Below are 21,239 nucleotides of genomic sequence, written 5' to 3'. Positions count from 1 at the left end.
TTCCGCATCTCCCGCGGTTTCCCGATCTTTTCGAACTCCTTTGCGGAGTCCGAGAGCTGACCGGCAGTCAGCCTCGCTTGACGCGATGTGTCGGACGGCGGCAGTCTGTCGCACGGTGATCGCCGAGGGATGATCCCCAGACACGCCCCGGGGAGGGCTCGATGACAGGTCCGGTGCTCGCCGTCGACCAGGGCACATCCGGCACCAAGGCCCTCGTCGTCTGCCCCGAACGCGGCGTCATCGGCGCCGGCTTCGCCGAGGTCCGCCCACGCCATCTGCCCGGCGGCCTGGTCGAGGTCGACCCCGAGGAGCTGTACGCCTCCGTCGTCGACGCCGGCCACCGCGCCCTGGCCGAGGCACGCGAACCCGTCGTGGCCCTGGGCCTCGCCAACCAGGGCGAGACCGTGCTCGCCTGGGACCCCGCGACCGGCCGCCCGCTCACCGAGGCGCTCGTCTGGCAGGACCGCCGCGCCGAGTCGGTGTGCGAGGAACTCGCCCCGTACGCCGACGAGTTGCGCGAACTGACCGGGCTGCCCCTCGACCCGTACTTCGCCGCGCCCAAAATGGCCTGGATACGCTGCCACCGCACCCGCGAGGGCGTCATCACCACCACCGACGCCTGGCTCGTCCACCGTCTCACCGGCGCCTACGTCACCGACGCCGCGACCGCCGGCCGCACCCAGCTCCTCGACCTCGACCGCGCCCGCTGGTCAGCGCGCGCCCTCGACCTGTACGGACTCGCCGACGAACGGCTGCCCAAGGTCGTCGACAACGCCCAACAGATCGGCACGACCAAGGAGTTCGGGCACGAGATCCCGCTCACCGGCCTCGCCGTCGACCAGCAGGCCGCCCTCCTGGCCCAGCGCATCACCGCACCCGGCGGCGCCAAGTGCACCTACGGAACCGGGGCCTTCCTCCTCGCCCACACCGGCGACACCCCCGCACACGGCACGTCCGGGCTGGTCAGCTGTGTCGCCTGGCGGCTCGGCGGACGGACGAGCTACTGCCTCGACGGCCAGGTGTACACGGCCGCGTCCGCCGTGCGCTGGCTCACCGACCTCGGCGTCATCAAGGGCGCCGCCGACCTCGACACCGTCGGCGCCACGGTGCCCGACAGCGCGGGGGTCACCTTCGTCCCCGCCCTGGCCGGGCTCGCCGCCCCCTGGTGGCGCGGCGACCTGCGCGGCTCGCTCACCGGGCTCGGCCTCGACACGGGCCCCGGCCATATCGTGCGCGCCCTGTGCGAGGGCATCGCCGCCCAGGTCGCCGAACTGGCCGACGCGGCCGGCACCGACCTCGGCGCGCCCTTCACCACCCTGCGCGTCGACGGCGGCCTCACCCGTTCCGCGCTGCTCATGCAGACCCAGGCCGACCTGCTGCAACGCCCCGTCGAGGTGTCCGCCCTGCCCGACGCCACCGCGCTCGGCGTCGGCGCCCTGGCCCGGCTGGGCGCACAGCCGGGCCTGACGGTCGCCGAAGCGCTGCCCGACTGGAAGCCGGCCGCCGTCTACGAGCCGCGCATCACCCCCGACGAGGCCGCCGAGCGCCGCGCCGGCTTCCGCACCGAGGTCGCCGCACTGCTCGACCGGAGCCCCGCATGACGGTCACCACGGCCGGACCGCTGCCCGCCACGACCTACGACGTGGCGATCGTCGGCGCCGGAGTCGTCGGCAGCGCCCTCGCCCGCGAACTCGCCCGATACCCGCGGCTGCGCGTCGCGCTCGTCGAGGCGCAGGACGACGTGGGCCAGGGCACATCGAAGGCCAACACGGCGATCCTGCACACCGGGTTCGACGCGGTACCCGGCTCGCTGGAGGCACGGCTCGTCAGGGCGGGTTACCACCGACTGGCGGATTTCGCCGCCGAGTCGGGCATCCCCGTCGAGCGGATCGGCGCCCTCCTCGTAGCCTGGGACGAGGAACAGCTCGCCGCGCTGCCCCGCCTAGCGGAGAAGGCCGAGCGGAACGACTACAAGGAGTCCCGGCTGCTCGCCGCGGCCGAAGTGTACGAACGCGAGCCGCACTTGGGCCCCGGTGCGCTCGGGGCGCTGGAGATCCCCGGGGAGAGCATCATCGACCCCTGGACGACGACCCTCGCCTACGCCACCCAGGCCGTCCGCCACGGAGTGGACCTGCACCTCAACTGCCGCGTGGAACAAGGCGTGTCGATCACCACCCGGGGTGCGCTGAAGGCCCGATGGGTGATCAACGCGGCCGGTCTGCACGCCGACGCCCTCGACCGGCGGCTCGGCCACGACGACTTCACCGTCACCCCGCGCCGAGGCCAGCTCATCGTCTTCGACAAGTTCGCCCGGTCGCTGGTCCGGCACATCCTCCTGCCCGTCCCGACGGCCCTCGGCAAGGGCGTCCTGGTGGCGCCCACCGTGTACGGCAACGTCCTCCTCGGCCCCACCGCCGAGGACCTCGACGACAAACGGGCCACGCAGTCCTCCGCCGACGGCCTGTCCCAGTTGCGCGAGAAGGGCCGCCGCATCCTGCCCGCGCTGCTCGACGAGGAGGTCACCGCCGTCTACGCGGGGCTGCGCGCCGCCACCGAGCAGGACGACTACCGCATCCGCGTCCACCCGGAGCAGTCGTACGTCACGGTGGGCGGCATCCGCTCGACCGGCCTGACCGCCTCGCTCGCCATCGCGGTACACGTCGTGGAGCAAATGGCCGAGAACGGACTGGAGTTGGGTCCCGCGCGCGACCTGGATCCCGTGCGCATGCCCAACCTCGGCGAGGCTTTCCCCCGCCCCTACCAGAGCCCCGAACTCATCGCCGCCGACCCGGAGTACGGAACCCTCGTCTGCCACTGCGAACGCGTCTCCCGCGGCGAGCTCCGCGACGCCCTCGCCAGTACGGTCCCGCCGGGCAACCTCGACGGGCTGCGCCGCCGCACCCGGGCGCGGTCGGGCCGCTGCCAGGGTTTCTACTGCGGGGCGGCCGTGCGGGAGCTGTTCGAGGAGGCCGGGACGTGACGCGTCAAGTCCACGTCCGCGACGGCGTGCGAGCCCTCCCAGGAGGCCCGGGGATGACCCGCCAGGTCGACGTCCTCGTGGTCGGCGCGGGCCCCGCCGGTCTCGCAGCGGCCGCCCGCCTGGCCGCCCGCGGGGTGGGCAGGGTGGAGGTGCTGGACCGCGAGCGGCAGGCCGGGGGAGTGCCACGGCACTGCGCGCACGGCGGCTACGGCACCTGGCTGCGCCCGCTGACCGGCCCCGCGTACGCGCGGCTCCTCACCGACGCCGCGACACGGACCGGGGCGGTCGTACGGACCGGAGTGACCGCCCTCGACTGGGCCGGCCCGCCCCACGGCCCCCTCACCCTCGCCACCGTCGGCCGCGACGGCCCCGAGACCATCGAGGCGCGGGCCGTGATCCTGGCCACCGGCGCCCGCGAACGCCCGCGCGCCGCACGTCTGGTGCCGGGGACCCGGCCGGCCGGCGTCTACACCACCGGTGAGCTCCAGCAGGCCGTGCACCAGTACGGACAGCGGATCGGGACGCGGGCGGTGATCGTCGGAGCGGAAGGCGTCTCGTACTCGGCCGCAGACACCGTACGAGCCGCCGGAGCGGACGTCGTGGCGATGGTCACGGAATCGGACCGGGCGCGCACCACCCGACTCCGCGCCCAGGACGCCCGCCTTCGCCGACGCGTCCCCCTGCTCACCGGCACCACCGTCGCCGAACTCCTCGGCCACGGAAGGCTGTCCGGCGTCGGCGTCCGGCACCGCGACGGTCGTACGGCCGTCCTGGCGTGCGACACCGTCGTGTTCACCGGCGACTTCGTGCCCGAGAACGAGCTGGCACGCAGAGGAGGGCTGACCCTGGCCCCCGAGACCTCACGGCCCGGGGTCTTCGCCGCCGGCGGGCTGCTGCACCCGGGGGAGAGCGCGGGCGAGGCCGCCCGTGCCGGTGCGCGGGTGGCCGTCACCGTTCAGGAGTTCTTGAACGATCCGTGCCGCCCCGCCCCGGAGGCGAACCGGGCGGCTCCCTCCAGGCTCTGGGACAACACGCCCATGCCGTGACCGAGTTCGCCGCGCAGGGCTGCCGTCTCGTCCAACCCTTCCTGGTCCAGCACCGACGCCCGGTCCGCGCGCAGACACGCCTGAGGGAACCGGGCGACGGCGGCGGCCAGTTCCTCGGCCGCGGCGCGGGAGGTGCCGGTGGGGACGACGCGGTTGGCCAGGCCCATCTCGTACGCCTCCGGGGCCGCCACCGGCCGTCCCGTCAGGATCATGTCCAGCGCGCGGCTCGTGCCGATCAGCCGGGGAAGCCGTACCGTGCCGCCGTCGATCAGCGGGACGCCCCAGCGCCGGCAGAACACCCCGAACACCGCGTCCTCCTCGGCGACCCGCAGATCGCACCAGAGCGCCAGCTCCAGCCCACCGGCCACGGCGTGCCCGGCGACCGCCGCGATCACCGGCTTGGACAGCCGCATCCGGGTCGGCCCCATCGGGCCGTCGCCCTGCTCGGTGACCTGGTTGCCGCGTTCGGTGCCGAGCGCCTTGAGGTCGGCGCCCGCGCAGAACGTGCCGCCCTCGCCCCACAGCACCGCCACCCGTGCCTCCGAGTCCTCTTCGAACTCCCGGAAGGCGCCGGCGAGTTCGGCGGCGGTCGGGCCGTCCACCGCGTTGCGTACGCCGGGGCGGGACAGGACGACGGTGGTGACGGGGCCGTTGCGTTCGCTCCGGACGGGCATCGCGGGCTCCCTAGGGTCAGAGGGCCCTCACACGGACGGCCTTCCTTCAGATGACCTTCATTCGTACCAGGGCCCCGAGCGTCAGCGCCCCCGGCACCAGCGGAAGCCAGACGGTGATGATCCGGTACGCCAGCACCACGGCCGTCGCGATCGCCGCCGGGCCGCCCGCCGCCACCAGTGCCACGACCAGCGCCGCCTCCACCGAGCCGATCCCGCCCGGTGTGGGCACCAGCGCCACGGCGACCGTCGCCGCGAGATAGGCCACCGCGATGTGCAGCGGCGGCACCGGCAGCCCCAACGCCTGCCCCACCGCCGCGAGTCCGGCCGCCTGGAGCGCGGGGAAGGCGAGCGAACCGCCCCACAGGGCGAACGCCCGGGCGGGCCGTGCGTGCACCTCGCGTGCCTCGCAGAGCGCCGTGCGCAGGAAGGACGTCACGGTCGTCCGCACCCGCCGTACGAACACGAGCACGCCCGCCGCCACGGCCAGCACCAGGCCGAGGGCGGGCAGCAGCGCGCCGACCGCCTCCTCGGGGAGGAGGGTTCCCAGGCTGAGCGCGTCGGGGAAGGCGATCAGCAGCGCGGCCAGCAGACCGAGGCGGCCGATCGACTCCGCCAGCAGATACAGGGCGAGGGCCGCCGAGGAACGGGCGAGGGGGAGCCCGCACACCGTCATGAACCGGAGGTTGACCGCGCTCGCGCCCAGGCCGGTGGGGAGCAGGTGATTGGCCGCGCCGGCCGCGAACTGGGTCGCCAGCAGCCGCCGTTTGGGCAGCCCCTGGACGACCGCGCCCTGACGGGTGCAGGCGGCGGCCACCCAGGTCAGACAGGTCGCGCAGACCGCGACCAGCAGCCAGGGCCACTCGGCCGACTCCAGATGGCCAAAGCCCTCGGCCAGGACCGAGCGGTGCTGCACGGCGACGACCGCGACGAGCAGAAGCGGAAGCAGACACAGGATCTGACGGATCCTGCGGGCGGGGACGCGACGGGGGCTCACGTCCTCAGAGGTTCTCCGTGCCGTGCCAACTGCGGGTTGCGGAAGGGCGGCCGGGGGATTGCGTACGGTCATCGGATCCTTCGAGCGGGGAGACGCCGGGGGAGGGACGTCCTGGGGACGGACGTCCGGGGGTTGTTGACCTCAACAACGCTTGAGGTCCTAAGTTCGCTCCCATGAGCATGGAAACCACAGCCTGGACACAGCTGCAGAGCGTGATGCACGCCGAGCAGGAGACACGGCCCTTCGCCCGCGCGACGCTGCGCCGCATCGGCGCGTTCGCCCGACCGCACCGCAGGCGCATCGCGCAGTTCGTGGCGCTCGGGGTGGCGACCGCGCTGCTCGCCGTCGCGACCCCGGTGCTCGCCGGACACGTCGTGGACGCGATCGTGACGGGCGACGACGAGGGCACCGTCGTACGACTCGCCCTGCTCATCGCGCTCATCGCGGTCGCCGAGGCGGCGCTGGGCATCCTCGGCCGGCGGCTGTCCTCGACGCTCGGCGAGGGGCTCATCCTCGATCTGCGGACGGCTGTGTTCGATCATGTGCAGCGCATGCCGGTCGCGTTCTTCACACGGACACGTACGGGAGCGCTGGTCTCCCGACTCAACAACGACGTCATCGGTGCGCAGAGGGCGTTCAGCAACACACTCTCCGGAGTGGTCAGCAACCTGGTCACCCTGCTGCTGACCCTCGCCGTCATGCTCACCCTGTCCTGGCAGATCACCCTGCTCGCGCTGGTCCTGCTGCCGGTCTTCGTGATCCCGGCCCGCCGGATGGGCCGCCGCATGGCCCGGATGCAGCGGGAGGCGGCCGCGCTGAACGCGGCGATGGGCACCCGTATGACCGAGCGCTTCTCGGCGCCCGGCGCCACACTGATCAAGCTGTTCGGCCGCCCCGAGCAGGAGTCCGAGGAGTTCGCGGCCCGCGCCCGCCGGGTCGCCGAGATCGGCGTGCGCACGGCCACCGCCCAGTCGGTGTTCATCACCGCCCTCACCCTGGTCTCCGCCCTGGCGCTGGCCCTCGTCTACGGCCTCGGCGGCTGGTTCGCCCTGCGCGGCACCCTGGAACCGGGCGCGGTCGTCTCCCTCGCGCTGCTGCTGACCCGGCTGTACGCCCCGCTCACCTCCCTCGCCGGAGCCCGCGTCGAGGTGATGAGCGCCCTGGTCAGCTTCGAGCGGGTCTTCGAGGTGCTCGACCTGAAGCCGCTCATCGAGGACAAGCCGGACGCCGTCGACGCCCCCGAGGGGCCGGTCGCGGTCGAGTTCGAGGACGTCCGCTTCGGCTACCCGTCCGCCGACAAGGTCTCCCTGGCCTCCCTGGAGGAGGTCGCCTCCCTCGACACCCGGGGCTGCGACGAGGTCCTCAAGGGCATCTCCTTCCGCGCCGAACCGGGCCAGACCATCGCCCTCGTCGGCTCCTCCGGCGCGGGCAAGTCGACGATCGCCGGACTGCTCCCGCGGCTGTACGACGTCGACGAGGGCGCCGTGCGGATCGGTGGCACCGACGTCCGCGACCTGACCGCGGGCTCGCTGCGCGCCACCCTCGGCATGGTCACCCAGGACGGCCACCTCTTCCACGACACGGTCCGCGCCAACCTGCTGCTGGCCCGCCCGGAGGCCACCGAGGCCGAGCTCCGCGACGCCCTGCGCCGCTCCCGCCTCGACGCCCTGGTGGACTCCCTCCCCGACGGCCTCGACACGGTGGTCGGCGAACGCGGCTACCGCCTCTCCGGCGGCGAACGCCAGCGCATGACCATCGCCCGGCTGCTCCTGGCCCGTCAGCGCGTCGTCATCCTCGACGAGGCGACCGCCCACCTCGACAACACCTCGGAGGCGGCCGTCCAGGAGGCCCTCACGGAAGCCCTGGAAGGACGGACCGCGATCGTCATCGCCCACCGTCTGTCCACGGTCCGGGCGGCCGACCAGATCCTGGTGGTCGAGGGCGGACGGATCGTGGAACGGGGCACGCACGAGGAGCTGTTGGCGGCCGGCCGACGCTACGCCGAGCTGTACCGCACACAGTTCGAGGAGCGACCGGGCGACGTCCCGGAGATCGAGGCGGCCGCATAGGGCAGTCGCACGCGACACGTCAACCCCGCAGGTTCACACAAAGACCGACAACATCATTGCCTCCCTCGGAGCGGCGACCTAGTGTGCGTTCGGTTTCCCAACAGCACCGAACAGGATCTGACGCTCACTCCAGCAGTGCCCCCACACTGTCGTCCCGAGGAAGGCCACGGTCATGTCGCACTTTCCCGTGTCGCCCGTCAGCCGCCGCCGTCTGCTGGAGGGAGGTGCCGCTCTCCTCGGCGCGCTCGCCCTGCCCGGATCGATCACCGCGGCACGAGCGGCCGACGCGGCGGACACTCCCGAGTGGAACGGAAACATCGCCGTCTTCCGGCTGGGCTCCGAGCCACCGCACACCACCCTCATGCCGTACGCGGACGTGAGACAGGCCCTGGCCGCGGACCGCACCCGCTCCCCGTACCGGCTGAGCCTCGACGGCAAGTGGAAGTTCGCGTACGCCGACCGCCCCGACGACCGCGACACGGACTTCTACCGCGCCGACGTCGACGACAGCGACTGGGACACGATCCCGGTGCCCTCCGCCTGGCAGCTGCACGGCTACGACCGTCCCATCTACATCAACATCACCTACCCCTGGTGGGGCCCCAACGGCCTGGGCGAGGAGGCGCAGCCACCGGCCGCACCGACCCGCCGCAACCCCGTGGGCCAGTACCGCCGCACCTTCACGGTCCCGCGCGACTGGACGGGCCGGCGGACCTTCCTCCACTTCGAGGGCGTCAAGTCCGCCCACTACGTGTGGATCAACGGCGAGTTGGTCGGCTACCACGAGGACTCCTACGACCCCGCCGAGTACGACATCACCCCGCACCTCAAGCCGGGCACCAACCAGATCGCGGTGGAGGTCTACCGCTACTCCGACGGTGACTGGCTGGAGGACCAGGACATGATCCGGCTGAGCGGCATCTTCCGCTCGGTGTACCTGTACTCCACGCCCGCCGTGCACCTGCGCGACTTCCGCCTGGACACCCCGCTGAGCGACGACTACAAGTCCGCCGCCCTGTCGGTCACCGCGAGCGTGCGGGACTACGGCGGCCAGGGCGGCGGCCGGTACTCCGTCGAGACCCAGCTGTACGACCCCAGCGGGCACCCGGTGTGGCCCCGACCGCTCCAGCAGGCCGTCGCCCTCGACCCCGGCGAGGAGGAGACCGTACAGGCCGCGAAGGCCGTGCCCCGGCCGCGCCTGTGGTCGGCCGAACACCCCGACCTCTACACCGCCGTGCTCCGGCTGCGCGACCCGGCGGGCAAGGTGATCGAGACCCTCTCCCACCGCGTCGGCCTGCGCGAGTTCGCGCTCAAGGACGGCCTGATGCGCATCAACGGCCAACCGGTCTCCTTCCGGGGCACCAACCGCCACGAGATGCACCCGGTCCACGGATCCGCCCTCACCCGCGCGGACATGGTCGAGGACATCGAGATCATCAAGCGGCTCAACATCAACAGCGTCCGCACCTCGCACTACCCCAACAACCCGCAGTGGCTCGAACTCGCCGACGAGTACGGCCTGTACCTCGTCGACGAGACCAACCTGGAGACCCACGGCATCCGCGGCGAGTACCCCGGCAACCACGCCGACTGGACCGCGGCCTGCGTGGACCGCGCCCGCAACATGGTCCACCGCGACAAGAACCACGCCTCGGTGGTCATCTGGTCGCTCGGCAACGAGGCGGGCGGCGGCAGCACCTTCAACGCCATGTACGACTGGATCACGTCCTACGACACCACCCGGGTCGTCCAGTACGAGGGCGACGACCGCCCGGGCATGAGCGACATCCGCTCCGAGATGTACGACAGCCCCTCCCGCGTCGAGGCGCGTGCGAGGGACACCGGCGACACCCGGCCGTACGTGATGATCGAGTACTCGCACGGCATGGGGAACTCCAACGGCAACTTCAAGAAGTACTGGGACATCGTCCGCCGCCACGACGTCCTCCAGGGCGGCTGGATCTGGGACTTCGTCGACCAGGCCCTGGAATGGCCCACTCCGACGCGCAAGCGGTTCACCGAGTCCGGACCCGCCGCGGTGCGCGGTGAGATCCAGGCCGCCGCCGGCACCTTCACCCGGGCCGAGGGCGTCTCCGGCGGCACCGTCTTCGCCCGCGACCCGGGTCTCGACCTCACCGGCTCCCTCACCCTGGAGGCCTGGGTCACCCCGCATGTGACCGGCTCCCACCAGCCGATCCTCGCCAAGGGCGACACCCAGTACGCCCTGAAACAGACCGACAGGAACCTGGAGTTCTTCATCTACGGCGGCGGCCAGTGGATCAGCGCGAGCTGGGCGCTGCCGGCCGACTGGACCGGCCGCGAACACCACGTCGCGGGCGTCTTCGACGCGGACGCGGGCACCCTGGCCCTCCACGTCGACGGCGCGATACGGGCCACCCGCACCACCACCCGGCGCCCCTCGAACAACACCGCGTCCCTGGCCCTGGCCACCGATGTCGACAACCCGACCCGGGAGTTCAGCGGCACGATCCGACGGGCCCGGGTGTACGCCCGCGCGCTGAGCGCCGCCGACCTCGCCTCCACCGGCCGGGGACCCGGTGACGACGGCGTGCGGTTCTGGTTCGACGCGGCCACCGTCGACCTCACCGAGCAGCGGCCCCGCGACAGGACGTTCTACGCCTATGGCGGCGACTGGGCCGACAACCCCAACGACGGGGCCTTCTCCGGCGACGGCATCGTCACCGCCGACCGCGGACTCACCGGCAAGTCCGCCGAGGTCAAGCGGGTCTACCAGGCGATCGACGCGGCCTGGGCGTCCGGTGGTTCGGGGGCGGTGACCCTCACCAACGAGTACCTCTTCACCAACCTCCGTGAGTTCGACGGACGGTGGGAACTCGTCGCCGACGGAGAGGTGGTCCGGCGCGGCAGGCTGACCCGGGCCCAGCTGGACCTGGCGCCGCTGTCGAGCAAGGACATCACCGTGCCCTTCGAGATACCGGACGACCCGGCGCCGGGCACGGAGTACTTCCTCCAACTGTCCTTCACCACCACGCAGACCACGAAGTGGGCCAAGGCGGGCTTCGAGGTGGCCCGGCAGCAGCTCGCCGTCGACACCGACAGCCCCGCAGTGACTCCCCTGCCCCTGGCACGCGTCCCGGCACTGAGTCACAAGGACGCCGACGCGACGGTCACCGTCATCGGCAAGGGCTTCTCCGTCACCGTCGACAAGAAGACCGGCGTCATCACCTCGTTCCGGGCCCGAGGCGCCGAACTGATCTCCTCCGGCCCCGCCCCCAACTTCTGGCGGGCCCCCACCGACAACGATCGCGGCAACGGCCAGCACACCCGCAACCAGACCTGGCGCGACGCCGGTAGCGGCCGCGAGGTCACGGACGTCGTCGTCAGCACCCTGGGCGACAAGGCCGTCGTGATCAAGGTCGCCGGCACCCTGCCCACGACCACCGAGTCGACGTACACCACCACCTACACGGTCTTCGGGAACGGCGAGATCAAGGTCGACAACACCCTGCACCCGGGAGCCTCCTCGCTGCCGTACATCCCGGAGGTGGGAACCCTGCTGTTCCTGCCCGCCCGGCTGGAGAAGCTGCGCTACTACGGCCGCGGGCCCGAGGAGAACCACTGGGACCGCAACAACGCCACCGACGTGGGCCTCTACTCCGGCACCGTCACCGGCCAGCGGACCTCCTATCTGCGCCCCCAGGAGAGCGGCAACAAGACCGACGTCCGCTGGATCGCCCTCACCGGCGGCGACGGCCCCGGTCTGCTCGTCAGCGGTGAACCGCTCCTGGAGGTCAACGCCTCCCACCTCACCCCGGAGGACCTCTCGGTCGGGGCCCGCCACGACTACCAGCTCACCCCGCGCAAGGAGGTCGTCCTGCGCCTGAGCCACCACCAGATGGGCGTCGGCGGCGACAACAGCTGGGGCGCCCACACCCACGACGAGTACAAGCTGTTCGCCGACCGCGACTACGCCTACACCTACCGGCTGCGGCCGCTGACGGACCCGGACGAGGCGATGCGGGCGGCACGGAGGCCCACCGGCCTGGAGTGACCCGGCGCCGCGGCATGACAAGCTGTGTTCCCCACCCCGAACCAGGAGGTCACCATGACCGCAGAGCCCGTATCGCCGGAAGGTTCGGAGCCGGCCACCCCCGAGACGTCCCCTGTGGCGCCGGACGGCGACGGCAACTACGACCTCAAGCGCAAGTTCCGCGAAGCCCTGGCCCGCAAGCGCGGCGCGCAGGCGGACGCCGGCGATGTCGCCGCCAACCCCGACGCGTCGAAGGTGCGCGCGGCCCACGGCCCGGCCGCGAGCCAGCGGTCGTTCCGGCGCAAGAGCGGCGGCTGAGCCGACCGGAGGGCACGCGGCCGATGTCGCGTGCCCTCCGTCCCGCACCGGGATTCCGCGTCAGCCGGCTCGCAGCACATCCAGGGCCGTGAGAGCCACGTGGAGCTCGGTGCGCTGGTCGCCCGATTCCAGGTCGCGGGCGAGGAGGCGCTCGATGGTGCGCAGCCGCTGGTACAGGGTTTCGCGGGAGAGGCCGCCCCGGCGGGCGCCGGTGGTCTTGTTGCCTGCCGCGTCGAGGTAGTGGCGCAGGGTCGTCAGCAGGTCGGTGCCGTGCTGGACGTCGTGGTCGATCAGGCGCCGGAGCTGCCGTTCGGTGTACTCCTGGACACGCGGGTCCTCACGCAGTGCGTACAGCAGGCGGCGCAGGCCGATGTCGGACAGCTCGTGGAAGGAGCGGTCCGGGGGGAGGGGCTGGCCGGGCGGGGTGGCCTCGGCGACGCGGGCCGCCGCACGGAACGAACGGGCGGTGTCGGTGAGGTCCGTGACCTCGGAGCCGACACTCACGACCGCTTCCGGGGCCAGGCCCAGTACCGTGCCGGACAGGCGCTCGACGACGGGACGCCAGGGCTGGGAGGCGCGCAGAGCCAGCAGGATGCCGATGCGGTCGGGGGCCAGTTCGCCGACGAGGGCCGGCACGCCCGCCGTCCTCAGCTCCTGCAACAGACGGGACTCGGTCTCGGTTCCGCCGCCCTTCCCCGCATGTAGGTCCACCAGTGCGGCGACGAAGTGGCCGCGATCAGTCGGCAGGCCCAGGGCGGCGCAGCGGGCGCGGGCGTCCTCCACGGAGCGGTGGCGCTGTTCCACGAGGTCGAGCAGGGCGTTGCGGTGTGCGGTGCGTTCCCATGGGGTGGGGTGGATGAGGCGCGCGACGGTCAGTGCCATCGCGGTCCTCTCCAGCAGGGTGACGTCCTCCGGCCCGAACGCCGGTCCGTCGGAGCGCGCCGGGAGCATCGCCACGCGACCCCAGCGCTCACCCTGGTACTCGACGGAGGCGGTGAGCCAGTCCTCCGGGCCGCGGATCGCCGTGGTGTCGCCGGACCCGGTCGCCCTGGAGCGCGGTTCCCAGTCGGCGAGTGCCTCCTCGACGGTGAGTCCGGACGGTTCGCAGATCAGGGCCTGGTGCACCAGGTTCTCCAGGACGACCGTGCGGCCGCTCATCTCCGCCGCCGCACGCAGAACGTCCTCAGGGCCGGCGCCGCGCAGGGTCAGGGCGGTGAACGCCTCGTGGATGCGCTGGGTGCGGCGCATCGCGTCCGCCTGGTTGCCGAGCAGCAGGGCGTGCACGACCTGGGTGACCTCCAGGAAGTTGACGTCCTTGGCGAGCGTGACGAGGGGGAGACCGCGCACGCGGCAGGCGTCGACCAGCGCGTCCGGCGGGCGGTGGTAGCGGCGTACGAGTTCGATGACCAGCGCCGCGGCCCCGACGCCGGCCAGTTCGTCCACGTAGCGGCGCACACCGGCCGCGTCCTCCGGAAGCGGCATGCCGGTCGTGAGGACGAGTTCGCCGCCCTTGAGGAAGGACGCGGGGTCGGTCAGTTCGGTGATGTGGACCCATCTGACCGGCCGGTCCAGATGCGGCACGCCGGTGACGACCTCGGGCTGTCCCGCGGCCAGGACCGGAAGAGCCAGGACGTCGGCCACGGTGACCTCACGGGTGGGCCCATGGCCGGCCGGGTGGTTGTCGTTCACATGTCTCCATGGGGTCCCTGCCGAGCACGGCCCAGCGCCCGGGAGTGCCCGGCCACTGTGACAAGCGTTGCTGACCAGCGCAAGTGCGGTCCGTGAGCGAGCATCACCCGCCATGTCCCCGATGCGGCTGACACATCGTCCGGATGTCGCCTCCCGGCCGGACAGATCGCGCATTGGCGCACCTCTCGCCCGCGGAGATGCTCGGGAGACCGCATCAGACCGAGCACCGAGGCCGGGAGACGAACATGACCGCACTGTCGCCGCACCTTCGCCAGGCCACGCCCGTGGTGGCGGCCCGGGGCGAGGGCGTCCACCTCTTCGACCAGGACGGCCGCCGCTACCTCGACTTCACCGCCGGCATCGGTGTCACCAGCACCGGGCACTGCCACCCCAAGGTCGTCGCGGCGGCGCAGGAGCAGGTGGGCACGCTGATCCACGGCCAGTACACGACGGTCATGCACGAGCCGCTGCGCCGCCTCGTCGACAAGCTCGGCGAGGTGCTGCCGACCGGCCTGGACAGCCTGTTCTTCACCAACTCCGGCAGTGAGGCCGTCGAGGCCGCGCTGCGCCTGGCCCGCCAGGCCACCGGCCGGCCGAACATCGTCGTCTGCCACGGCGGCTTCCACGGCCGGACCGTCGCCGCCGCCTCCATGACGACCTCCGGCACCCGCTTCCGCTCCGGTTTCTCCCCGCTGATGAGCGGCGTGGTCGTCACCCCCTTCCCGTCCGCCCACCGGTACGGCTGGGACGAGGAGACCGCCACCCGCTTCGCCCTGAAGGAGCTCGACTACACGCTCCAGACGATCTCCTCGCCCGCCGACACGGCCGCGATCATCGTCGAGCCGGTGCTCGGCGAGGGCGGGTACGTGCCCGCCAACCGCGCGTTCATGGAAGGGCTGCGGGAGCGGGCGGACCGGCACGGCTTCCTGCTGATCGCCGACGAGGTGCAGACCGGCGTCGGCCGCACCGGCCGCTTCTGGGGCCACGACCACTTCGGCGTCGCGCCCGACATCCTCGTCACCGCCAAGGGCCTGGCCAGCGGCTTCCCGCTGTCGGGCATCGCCGCATCCGAGGAGCTGATGACCAAGGCCTGGCCCGGCTCGCAGGGCGGCACGTACGGCGCCAACGCCGTGGCCTGCGCCGCGGCCTGCGCCACCCTCGACGTCGTCCGCGACGAGAAGCTCGTCGAGAACGCCGAGGCGATGGGCAAGCGCCTGCGCCAGGGCCTGGAGGCGGTCGCCGACCGGACGCCGGGCATCGGCGACGTGCGCGGCCTCGGACTGATGCTCGCCACCGAGTTCGTCACCGAGGACGGCAGCCCCGACCCCGAAACGGCCGCCCGAGTCCAGCGCGCCGCCGTCGAGCAGGGCCTGCTCCTGCTGCTGTGCGGCGCCTGGAACCAGGTCGTCCGCATGATCCCGGCACTCGTCATCGACGAGACGGCGGTGGACGAGGGCCTCCAGGCGTGGGCGACCGCGGTCGAGGCCGGCGCATCGGGAGCGGCAGGGCGATGACGGACCCCACCACGGCCCTGGAGCCGCTGGTCGTGCGGCTCGCCGAGACCGCTCCCGGCCTGCGGGTGGAGACCGGCCCCGGATCCACCGGTCTCTACGCCTACGACGCCTCCAACTACCGGGTCCCGCCGCGGGCCGTGGTGTTTCCCCGCAGCGCTGACGACGTCGTCGCGGTGCTGGGGGCCTGCCGGGAGACAGGCATCCCGGTCACCGCGCGCGGCGGCGGCACCAGCATGGCGGGCAACGCCGTCGGGCCCGGCGTCGTGCTGGACTTCTCCCGGTACATGAACCGGATCCTGGACATCGACCCGGTGGCCCGCACCGCGCGCGTCGAGGCCGGCGTGATCCTGGACGCGCTGCGGTCCGCGGCCGCCCCGCACGGGCTCGCCTTCGGCCCCGACCCCTCCTCGCACAGCCGCTGCACCATCGGCGGCATGATCGGCAACGACGCCTGCGGCAACCGGTCCGTGCGGCACGGGCGCACCAGCGGGCACATCGAGGCGCTGGAGATCGTGACCGCCGGCGGCGTGCGGGCCGTCGCCGACCGCACCGGACTGCGGGCCGCCGACCCGGACGACACGGACGCCGTGCAGCGGATCGCCGCTCTGGAAGCGGACGTGCGCCGCCTGATCGACGGCAACCTGGCGTCGATCCGCACCGAGCTGGGCCGGGTACCGCGCCAGGTCTCCGGCTACCAGCTGCACCACCTGCTGCCCGAGCACGGCTTCGACATGGCCCGCGCACTGGTGGGCACCGAGGGCTCCTGTGCGGTCGTCACCGCGGCGACGGTCCGCCTGGTGGCGACCGCACAGGCTTCCACCCTGCTCACCCTCGGCTACGACGACGTGGTCGACGCCGCCGAGGACGTCCCTGAGATCCTGCGCCGGCACCCCACCGCCGTGGAGGGCATGGACGAGGCGATCGTCGCCACCATGCGGGCCCGGCGCGGCCCGGACTCCGTCACCGGCCTCCCCGAGGGGCGTGCCTGGCTGTACGTGGAGCTCGACGGCGACGACCAGGCGGCCGTCGACGCCCGCGCCGACGAACTGCTGGACGCGCTCAGGGCACAGGGCCGGATGACCGGTGGGCGGGTCGTGCACAGTCCGGCCGAACGGCGCTCGCTGTGGCGGGTGCGCGAGGACGGGGCCGGGCTCGCCGCCCGGCTCGTCGACGGCTCGGAGTCCTGGCCCGGCTGGGAGGACGCGGCCGTGGCGCCCGAGGATCTGGCCGCCTACCTGCGCGACTTCCGCAAGCTGCTGGCCGCGCACGGCCTGACCGGCGTGCTGTACGGGCACTTCGGCGCCGGATGCGTCCACGTGCGCATCGACTTCGACCTCGCCACGGACACCGGGCGGGCCGCCACCCGCCGGTTCCTGACGGAGGCCGCCGCCCTGGTCGTCGAGCACGGCGGAAGCCTGTCGGGCGAGCACGGCGACGGGCGGGCCCGGGGCGAGCTGCTGGAGGTCATGTACAGCCACCGGTTGATCCGGGCGTTCGCCGACTTCAAGGAGCTCTTCGACCCGGAGGGGCTGCTCAACCCCGGCGTGATCGTCGACCCGGCGCCGCTCGACGCCGACCTCGCGCTGCGTGAACTCCCGCTCGTGGACACGACGTTCACCTTTCCCCACGACGAGGACGGCTTCGCGGGAGCGGTACGCCGCTGCGTCGGTGTCGGCCGCTGCCGCAGCGACGCCGGCGGCGTGATGTGTCCCAGCTACCGGGCCACGGGGGAGGAGAACGACTCGACGCGGGGCCGGGCCCGTCTGCTCCAGGAGATGGTGCGGGGCGGAACCGTCCAGGACGGCTGGCGCTCCACGGAGGTGCGTGACGCCCTCGACCTGTGCCTGTCCTGCAAGGCCTGCTCCAGCGACTGCCCGGTCGGCGTCGACATGGCCACGTACAAGGCGGAGTTCCTGCACCAGCACTACAAGGGCAGAGTCAGACCCCGCTCCCACTACTCCCTGGGCTGGCTGCCCCTGACGTCCAAGCTCGTCGGGTACGCGGCCCGCCCGGTGAACGCGCTGCTGCGCGGCCCCCTCGGCAAGCTCCTCGCGCGCCTCGGCGGCGTGACCACCAAGCGCCGTATCCCTGCCTTCGCCTCCCGCCGTGCGCTGCGCAAGGCCCTGCGCACGGCGAGGACCGGCGAGCCGGCGAAGGCCCTGCTCTTCGTCGACAGCTTCACCCGCGCCTTCCGCCCCGAGGTGGCCGGGGCCGCGAGCCGGGTACTCGCCGACGCGGGTATCCCCTGCACGGCACAGGACGACCTGTGCTGCGGCCTGACCTGGGTGAGCACCGGCCAGCTGTCGCTCGCGCGCCGCATCATGGCCCGCACCGTCGCCCGCCTGGACAACGGCGACGACCGGCCCATCGTCGTGGCCGAACCCAGCTGCGCCGCGGCGCTCAGGCGTGACGTGCCCGAACTCCTCGGCACCGACGCCGCCCGGCGCGTCGCGGCCCGCGTCCACACCCTCACCGGAGCCCTGACCGACCTCGCCGCACCCGGGTGGGCGCCACCGGAGCTGCCGGACAACGTCGTACTGCAGACCCACTGCCACGAGTACGCCACCTTCAAGGGCCGCCACCCCCGCGACCTGCTCGGCCGCCTCGGCGTACGGAAGGTCGACGAGGCCGAGGGCTGCTGCGGGCTCGCCGGCAACTTCGGCTTCGAGGAACAGCATTACGACACCTCGATGGCCGTCGCCGACCTCGCCCTGAGGCCACGCCTCGACGACGTGGACCCGCGTACATCGGCCGTCGTCGTCGCGGACGGCTTCAGCTGTGCCACCCAGATCGACCACCTCGCCGGAGACCGGGGCATCCGCGCCCTGCACCTCGCGGAACTGCTCGACCCCGCCGCCGACCGACCCGGACAACCAGGAGAGAACTCATGACCGACACACCCACGCAGTTGTTCATCGGTGGCGCCTGGGTGGACGCCTCGGACGGCGCCACCATGCCCGTCGACGACCCCGCCACCGGCGAGATCCTCTGCCACGTGGCCGACGCCGGCCCGAAGGACGCGGGACTCGCCGAGGAAGCGGCCGTGCGGGCGCAGGAGGAGTGGGCCCGTACGGCGCCCCGGGCGCGCAGCGAGATCCTGCGCCGCGCCTACGAGATCATCGTCGAGCGCACCGACGAACTCGCCCACCTGATGACGGCCGAGATGGGCAAGCCGCTGGCCGAGGCCAGGGGAGAGGTGGCGTACGCCGCCGAGTTCTTCCGCTGGTTCTCCGAGGAGGCCGTCCGTATCGACGGCGGCCTCGCCACCCTGCCCGACGGCCGCAACCGCATGCTGCTCTCGCGTCGCCCGGTCGGCCCCTGCCTGCTGATCACCCCGTGGAACTTCCCGCTGGCGATGGGCACCCGCAAGATCGGCCCGGCGGTCGCCGCCGGCTGCACGATGGTGCTCAAGCCCGCCCCGCAGACCCCTCTGTCCAGCCTGGCGCTCGCCGCGATCCTCAAGGAGGCCGGGCTGCCGGACGGCGTGCTGAACGTCGTCACCACCTCCCGTGCGGGGGAGGTGTGCGAACCGCTCCTGCGCGGCGGGCGGATGCGCAAACTGTCTTTCACCGGTTCCACGGCCGTGGGGCGACTGCTCCTCGCCCAGAGCGCGGAGGCGGTCGTGCGGACCTCGATGGAGCTGGGCGGCAACGCGCCGTTCATCGTCTTCGAGGACGCCGACCTGGACAAGGCGGTGGACGGCGCGATGGTCGCCAAGATGCGCAACATGGGCGAGGCGTGCACGGCCGCCAACCGCTTCTTCGTGCACCGGTCGGTGGCGGAGGAGTTCGGGCGCCGGCTGGCCGAGCGGATGGACGCGCTGGTCGTCGGCCCCGGCACCCGGGACGGCGTCGATGTCGGCCCGCTGATCGACCGGACGGGACGCGCCAAGGTCGAGGAGCTGGTCGCCGACGCGGTGGAACGCGGTGCACGGGTGCTCGTCGGGGGCCGTACCCCCGAAGGCCCCGGCTGCTTCTACCCGCCGACCGTGCTGGCCGACGTCGATCCCACAAGCCGCCTGATGGACACGGAGATCTTCGGCCCCGTCGCCGCGATCCTCACCTTCGACGACGAGGACGAGGTGATCCGCCGGGCCAACGACACCCCCTGGGGCCTGGTCGGCTACGTCTTCACCGAAGGCCTCGACCGTGCCCTGCGGGTCAGCGAGCGGCTGGAGGTGGGCATGGTGGGGCTGAACACGGGTCTCGTGTCCAACCCGGCCGCACCCTTCGGCGGCGTCAAGCAGTCCGGGCTCGGCCGCGAGGGCGGCCGGGTCGGAATCGACGAGTTCCTGGAGTACCAGTACCTCGCGGTGCCGGTGAGCTGAAGGTGGAAAGCATGACGTTCCTGAAGACCATCGACACCCGTCCCACCTTCGCGCCGCACGCGTCCGGCCCGCTTCCGGAACGTCTGGTCTCCGGCGACCCCGCGTTCCTGACCTGGCCCCAGGACGTCACCCGCGGGGAAATGATCCATACGGGAGTGTGGGAAGCGACGCCCGGCGAGACGCGCTCGATCAAGGGCGAGACCTTCGAGTTCTGTCATATCCTCGCCGGCATCGTCGAACTCACGCCGGAAGGTGGCGAGCCGGTGGTCTACAGGGCAGGCGACAGCTTTGTCATGAAGCCGGGCTTCGTCGGTGTCTGGAAGACCATCGAAACCGTGCGCAAGATCTACGTGATCGTGAAGTGATGCGTTCGCTCAACCGCGCACAGAGCGGCCGGGACCGTCGTCAGGCCAGGTGCCGGCTGGTGATCTCCGCCGCCGTCTCGGCGACCAGCCGACCCAGCTCGGGCAGTCGGCCGGGCTCGAAGCGGGAGTCGGGCAGGGAGACGGCCACGGCGGCCAGCGGTGTGCCCTCACCGTCGAGCACGGGTGCCGCGATCGCGCAGACACCCTGAAGGTACTGGTTGTGGTTGACGGCGTAGCCACGCTCTCGCACGCGGTGGAGTTCCGCGCGCAGTTGCTCCGGGTCGGTGATGGTCTCCTCGCCGTAGCCCTCCAGCGTCCCCGCGGTGACCTCTGCTATCTCGGACTTGCCCAGATGGGCGAGGACGGCGTTCCCGGTGGCGGTGGCGTGCAGGGGTGAGGTGTCGCCGATGGCGTGGAAGGTGCGTACGGCGTGGTCGCAGTCGACGCGGTCGACGACGACCATGCATTGCAGGGCGTCCGGTACCGACAGGTGGATGGTCTCGTTGAGTGCGTCGCGGAGCCGGATCATGGGTTCGCGGGCTGCGGCGAACAGGCTGGAGCCCTGGAGGGCGGCGGGTCGTACGGCCAGGACGCGGGCGCCGACCTCCCAGCGGGTGGTGTCCTTGCGGTTCGCCCGCAGCCAGCCCGCTTCGTTGAGGGTGACCAGCGTGCGCTGCACGGTGGACTTCGGCAGCCCGAAGATTCTCGTCAACTCCCCGACCGTCACGGGTTGATGTCGGGCCACGGCCTCCAGAACCCGCAGTGACCTGGTGACGCTCTTCATTTCCATTCGATGCCCCTCAGACCCGTGGGTTCCTGGTGTTCACTTCTCGACTCCAGCACGGAGTGACGGTCATGATCCGTGCCGGATTCTAGCATAGCGTTCCACAATGCGGCATGCTGCTGGATTCGGCCGGTCGGCGGGCCGGATGAGAGGTGTGCCGGGTGCCCCGATTCCCCGCGGCGATGGACAGCGGTAGGACCCTGACCAGGCCTGCCGTGCCGCGTGGTGCGGCCGCCCTGTGTCCGGCCCTCCCCCGGTCGGACACAGGGCGGTGGCTGCCGTGACGCCACAAGGCCGAGGGTCGGGGGGGGGGGGGGGGGGGGGGGGGGGGGGGCCGGGGCGGGGGGGGGGGGGGGGGGGGCCCTTCTTGGCGGGGAGCGCCTTGTCCGTGGCGATGGCGGAGCAGGCGGTCGTGGCGAGGAGGGCGGCCAGCGGGAGGGCGAGGAGAGGGCGGCTCATGTGTCCAC

General features: G+C 72.4%; 13 protein-coding genes and 1 pseudogene. 10 read left to right on the top strand and 4 right to left on the bottom strand.

Annotated elements, in window-relative coordinates; translation table 11 throughout:
* Positions 1-161 precede the first annotated feature (161 nt).
* From ACFY0U_RS17925 to ACFY0U_RS17915, 3 genes and pseudogenes are all read left to right on the top strand, one after another.
* Complete coding sequence (locus ACFY0U_RS17925; RefSeq protein WP_388636304.1) at positions 162-1,601, top strand: FGGY family carbohydrate kinase; 1,440 nt, start codon at positions 162-164, stop codon at positions 1,599-1,601.
* Positions 1,598-2,980 carry an FAD-dependent oxidoreductase gene (locus tag ACFY0U_RS17920; RefSeq protein WP_388636302.1) on the top strand — a complete coding sequence of 461 codons (1,383 nt, stop codon included), beginning with the start codon at positions 1,598-1,600 and terminating at the stop codon, positions 2,978-2,980. Before ACFY0U_RS17925 ends, ACFY0U_RS17920 begins: the two co-directional genes overlap by 4 nt.
* 53 nt (positions 2,981-3,033) lie before the next feature.
* Positions 3,034-3,948: pseudogene (locus ACFY0U_RS17915) on the top strand (NAD(P)/FAD-dependent oxidoreductase); the annotation flags it as partial.
* On the opposite strand, the gene ACFY0U_RS17910 reads toward ACFY0U_RS17915, so the two are convergent.
* Positions 3,936-4,700, bottom strand: coding sequence for a crotonase/enoyl-CoA hydratase family protein (locus tag ACFY0U_RS17910; RefSeq protein WP_388636300.1), 765 nt, complete (start codon positions 4,698-4,700; stop codon positions 3,936-3,938). The pseudogene ACFY0U_RS17915 and the gene ACFY0U_RS17910 overlap by 13 nt on opposite strands.
* A 46-nt stretch (positions 4,701-4,746) precedes the next feature.
* Positions 4,747-5,766 carry a YbhN family protein gene (locus ACFY0U_RS17905; protein ID WP_388636298.1) on the bottom strand — a complete coding sequence of 340 codons (1,020 nt, stop codon included), beginning with the start codon at positions 5,764-5,766 and terminating at the stop codon, positions 4,747-4,749.
* Positions 5,767-5,873: 107 nt separating this feature from the next.
* Between ACFY0U_RS17905 and ACFY0U_RS17900 the strand changes: the two genes are divergently transcribed.
* The 3 genes from ACFY0U_RS17900 to ACFY0U_RS17890 all read left to right on the top strand — a co-directional run bounded on the left by ACFY0U_RS17900 (position 5,874) and on the right by ACFY0U_RS17890 (position 12,093).
* Positions 5,874-7,763 carry an ABC transporter ATP-binding protein gene (locus ACFY0U_RS17900; protein WP_388637173.1) on the top strand — a complete coding sequence of 630 codons (1,890 nt, stop codon included), beginning with the start codon at positions 5,874-5,876 and terminating at the stop codon, positions 7,761-7,763.
* Between the two features lie 172 nt (positions 7,764-7,935).
* Positions 7,936-11,796 carry a glycoside hydrolase family 2 TIM barrel-domain containing protein gene (locus ACFY0U_RS17895; RefSeq protein ID WP_388636296.1) on the top strand — a complete coding sequence of 1,287 codons (3,861 nt, stop codon included), beginning with the start codon at positions 7,936-7,938 and terminating at the stop codon, positions 11,794-11,796.
* A gap of 54 nt (positions 11,797-11,850) precedes the next feature.
* Positions 11,851-12,093: a DUF5302 domain-containing protein gene (locus ACFY0U_RS17890; RefSeq protein WP_388636294.1), complete on the top strand. Its 243-nt coding sequence runs from the start codon at positions 11,851-11,853 to the stop codon at positions 12,091-12,093.
* 60 nt (positions 12,094-12,153) lie between these two features.
* Here ACFY0U_RS17890 and ACFY0U_RS17885 read toward each other — a convergent pair whose 3' ends face one another.
* Positions 12,154-13,782 (bottom strand): PucR family transcriptional regulator, encoded by a 1,629-nt coding sequence (locus ACFY0U_RS17885; protein WP_388636292.1) that lies wholly within the window; start codon positions 13,780-13,782, stop codon positions 12,154-12,156.
* Positions 13,783-14,027: 245 nt separating this feature from the next.
* Between ACFY0U_RS17885 and ACFY0U_RS17880 the strand changes: the two genes are divergently transcribed.
* The 4 genes from ACFY0U_RS17880 to ACFY0U_RS17865 are packed head-to-tail and all read left to right on the top strand — an operon-like array spanning position 14,028 to position 19,988.
* The gene (locus tag ACFY0U_RS17880; protein ID WP_388636290.1) at positions 14,028-15,296 is read left to right on the top strand and encodes an aspartate aminotransferase family protein; all 1,269 of its coding nucleotides are present in this window, start codon (positions 14,028-14,030) and stop codon (positions 15,294-15,296) included.
* The gene (locus ACFY0U_RS17875) at positions 15,293-18,187 is read left to right on the top strand and encodes an FAD-binding and (Fe-S)-binding domain-containing protein (RefSeq protein WP_388636288.1); all 2,895 of its coding nucleotides are present in this window, start codon (positions 15,293-15,295) and stop codon (positions 18,185-18,187) included. Before ACFY0U_RS17880 ends, ACFY0U_RS17875 begins: the two co-directional genes overlap by 4 nt.
* Entirely contained in the window at positions 18,184-19,623 is a 1,440-nt protein-coding gene (locus ACFY0U_RS17870; protein ID WP_388636286.1) for an NAD-dependent succinate-semialdehyde dehydrogenase, read from the top strand. The genes ACFY0U_RS17875 and ACFY0U_RS17870 overlap by 4 nt, the downstream gene beginning before the upstream one ends.
* Positions 19,624-19,634: 11 nt before the next feature.
* Positions 19,635-19,988 (top strand): cupin domain-containing protein, encoded by a 354-nt coding sequence (locus ACFY0U_RS17865; RefSeq protein ID WP_388636284.1) that lies wholly within the window; start codon positions 19,635-19,637, stop codon positions 19,986-19,988.
* A 40-nt stretch (positions 19,989-20,028) separates the two neighbouring features.
* Here ACFY0U_RS17865 and ACFY0U_RS17860 read toward each other — a convergent pair whose 3' ends face one another.
* Complete coding sequence (locus tag ACFY0U_RS17860; RefSeq protein WP_388637170.1) at positions 20,029-20,772, bottom strand: IclR family transcriptional regulator; 744 nt, start codon at positions 20,770-20,772, stop codon at positions 20,029-20,031.
* Positions 20,773-21,239 lie beyond the last annotated feature (467 nt).

It is taken from the genome of Streptomyces sp. NPDC001536 (assembly GCF_042894505.1).
In the GTDB taxonomy this organism is placed as follows: Bacteria; Actinomycetota; Actinomycetes; order Streptomycetales; family Streptomycetaceae; genus Streptomyces.
Note: the sequence above shows the minus strand (reverse complement) of the source record. Positions and strands in the feature narration are given on the sequence as shown.

What these genes read in the sequence shown, in the direction of transcription:
- ACFY0U_RS17900 (WP_388637173.1), top strand. Translation starts at nt 5,874, where the DNA reads ATGGAAACCACAGCCTGGACACAGCTGCAGAGCGTGATGCACGCCGAG.
- ACFY0U_RS17925 (WP_388636304.1), top strand. Translation starts at nt 162, where the DNA reads ATGACAGGTCCGGTGCTCGCCGTCGACCAGGGCACATCCGGCACCAAG.
- ACFY0U_RS17860 (WP_388637170.1), bottom strand. Translation starts at nt 20,772, where the DNA reads ATGAAGAGCGTCACCAGGTCACTGCGGGTTCTGGAGGCCGTGGCCCGA.
- ACFY0U_RS17870 (WP_388636286.1), top strand. Translation starts at nt 18,184, where the DNA reads ATGACCGACACACCCACGCAGTTGTTCATCGGTGGCGCCTGGGTGGAC.
- ACFY0U_RS17875 (WP_388636288.1), top strand. Translation starts at nt 15,293, where the DNA reads ATGACGGACCCCACCACGGCCCTGGAGCCGCTGGTCGTGCGGCTCGCC.
- ACFY0U_RS17910 (WP_388636300.1), bottom strand. Translation starts at nt 4,700, where the DNA reads ATGCCCGTCCGGAGCGAACGCAACGGCCCCGTCACCACCGTCGTCCTG.
- ACFY0U_RS17895 (WP_388636296.1), top strand. Translation starts at nt 7,936, where the DNA reads ATGTCGCACTTTCCCGTGTCGCCCGTCAGCCGCCGCCGTCTGCTGGAG.
- ACFY0U_RS17890 (WP_388636294.1), top strand. Translation starts at nt 11,851, where the DNA reads ATGACCGCAGAGCCCGTATCGCCGGAAGGTTCGGAGCCGGCCACCCCC.
- ACFY0U_RS17920 (WP_388636302.1), top strand. Translation starts at nt 1,598, where the DNA reads ATGACGGTCACCACGGCCGGACCGCTGCCCGCCACGACCTACGACGTG.
- ACFY0U_RS17905 (WP_388636298.1), bottom strand. Translation starts at nt 5,766, where the DNA reads ATGACCGTACGCAATCCCCCGGCCGCCCTTCCGCAACCCGCAGTTGGC.
- ACFY0U_RS17880 (WP_388636290.1), top strand. Translation starts at nt 14,028, where the DNA reads ATGACCGCACTGTCGCCGCACCTTCGCCAGGCCACGCCCGTGGTGGCG.
- ACFY0U_RS17865 (WP_388636284.1), top strand. Translation starts at nt 19,635, where the DNA reads ATGACGTTCCTGAAGACCATCGACACCCGTCCCACCTTCGCGCCGCAC.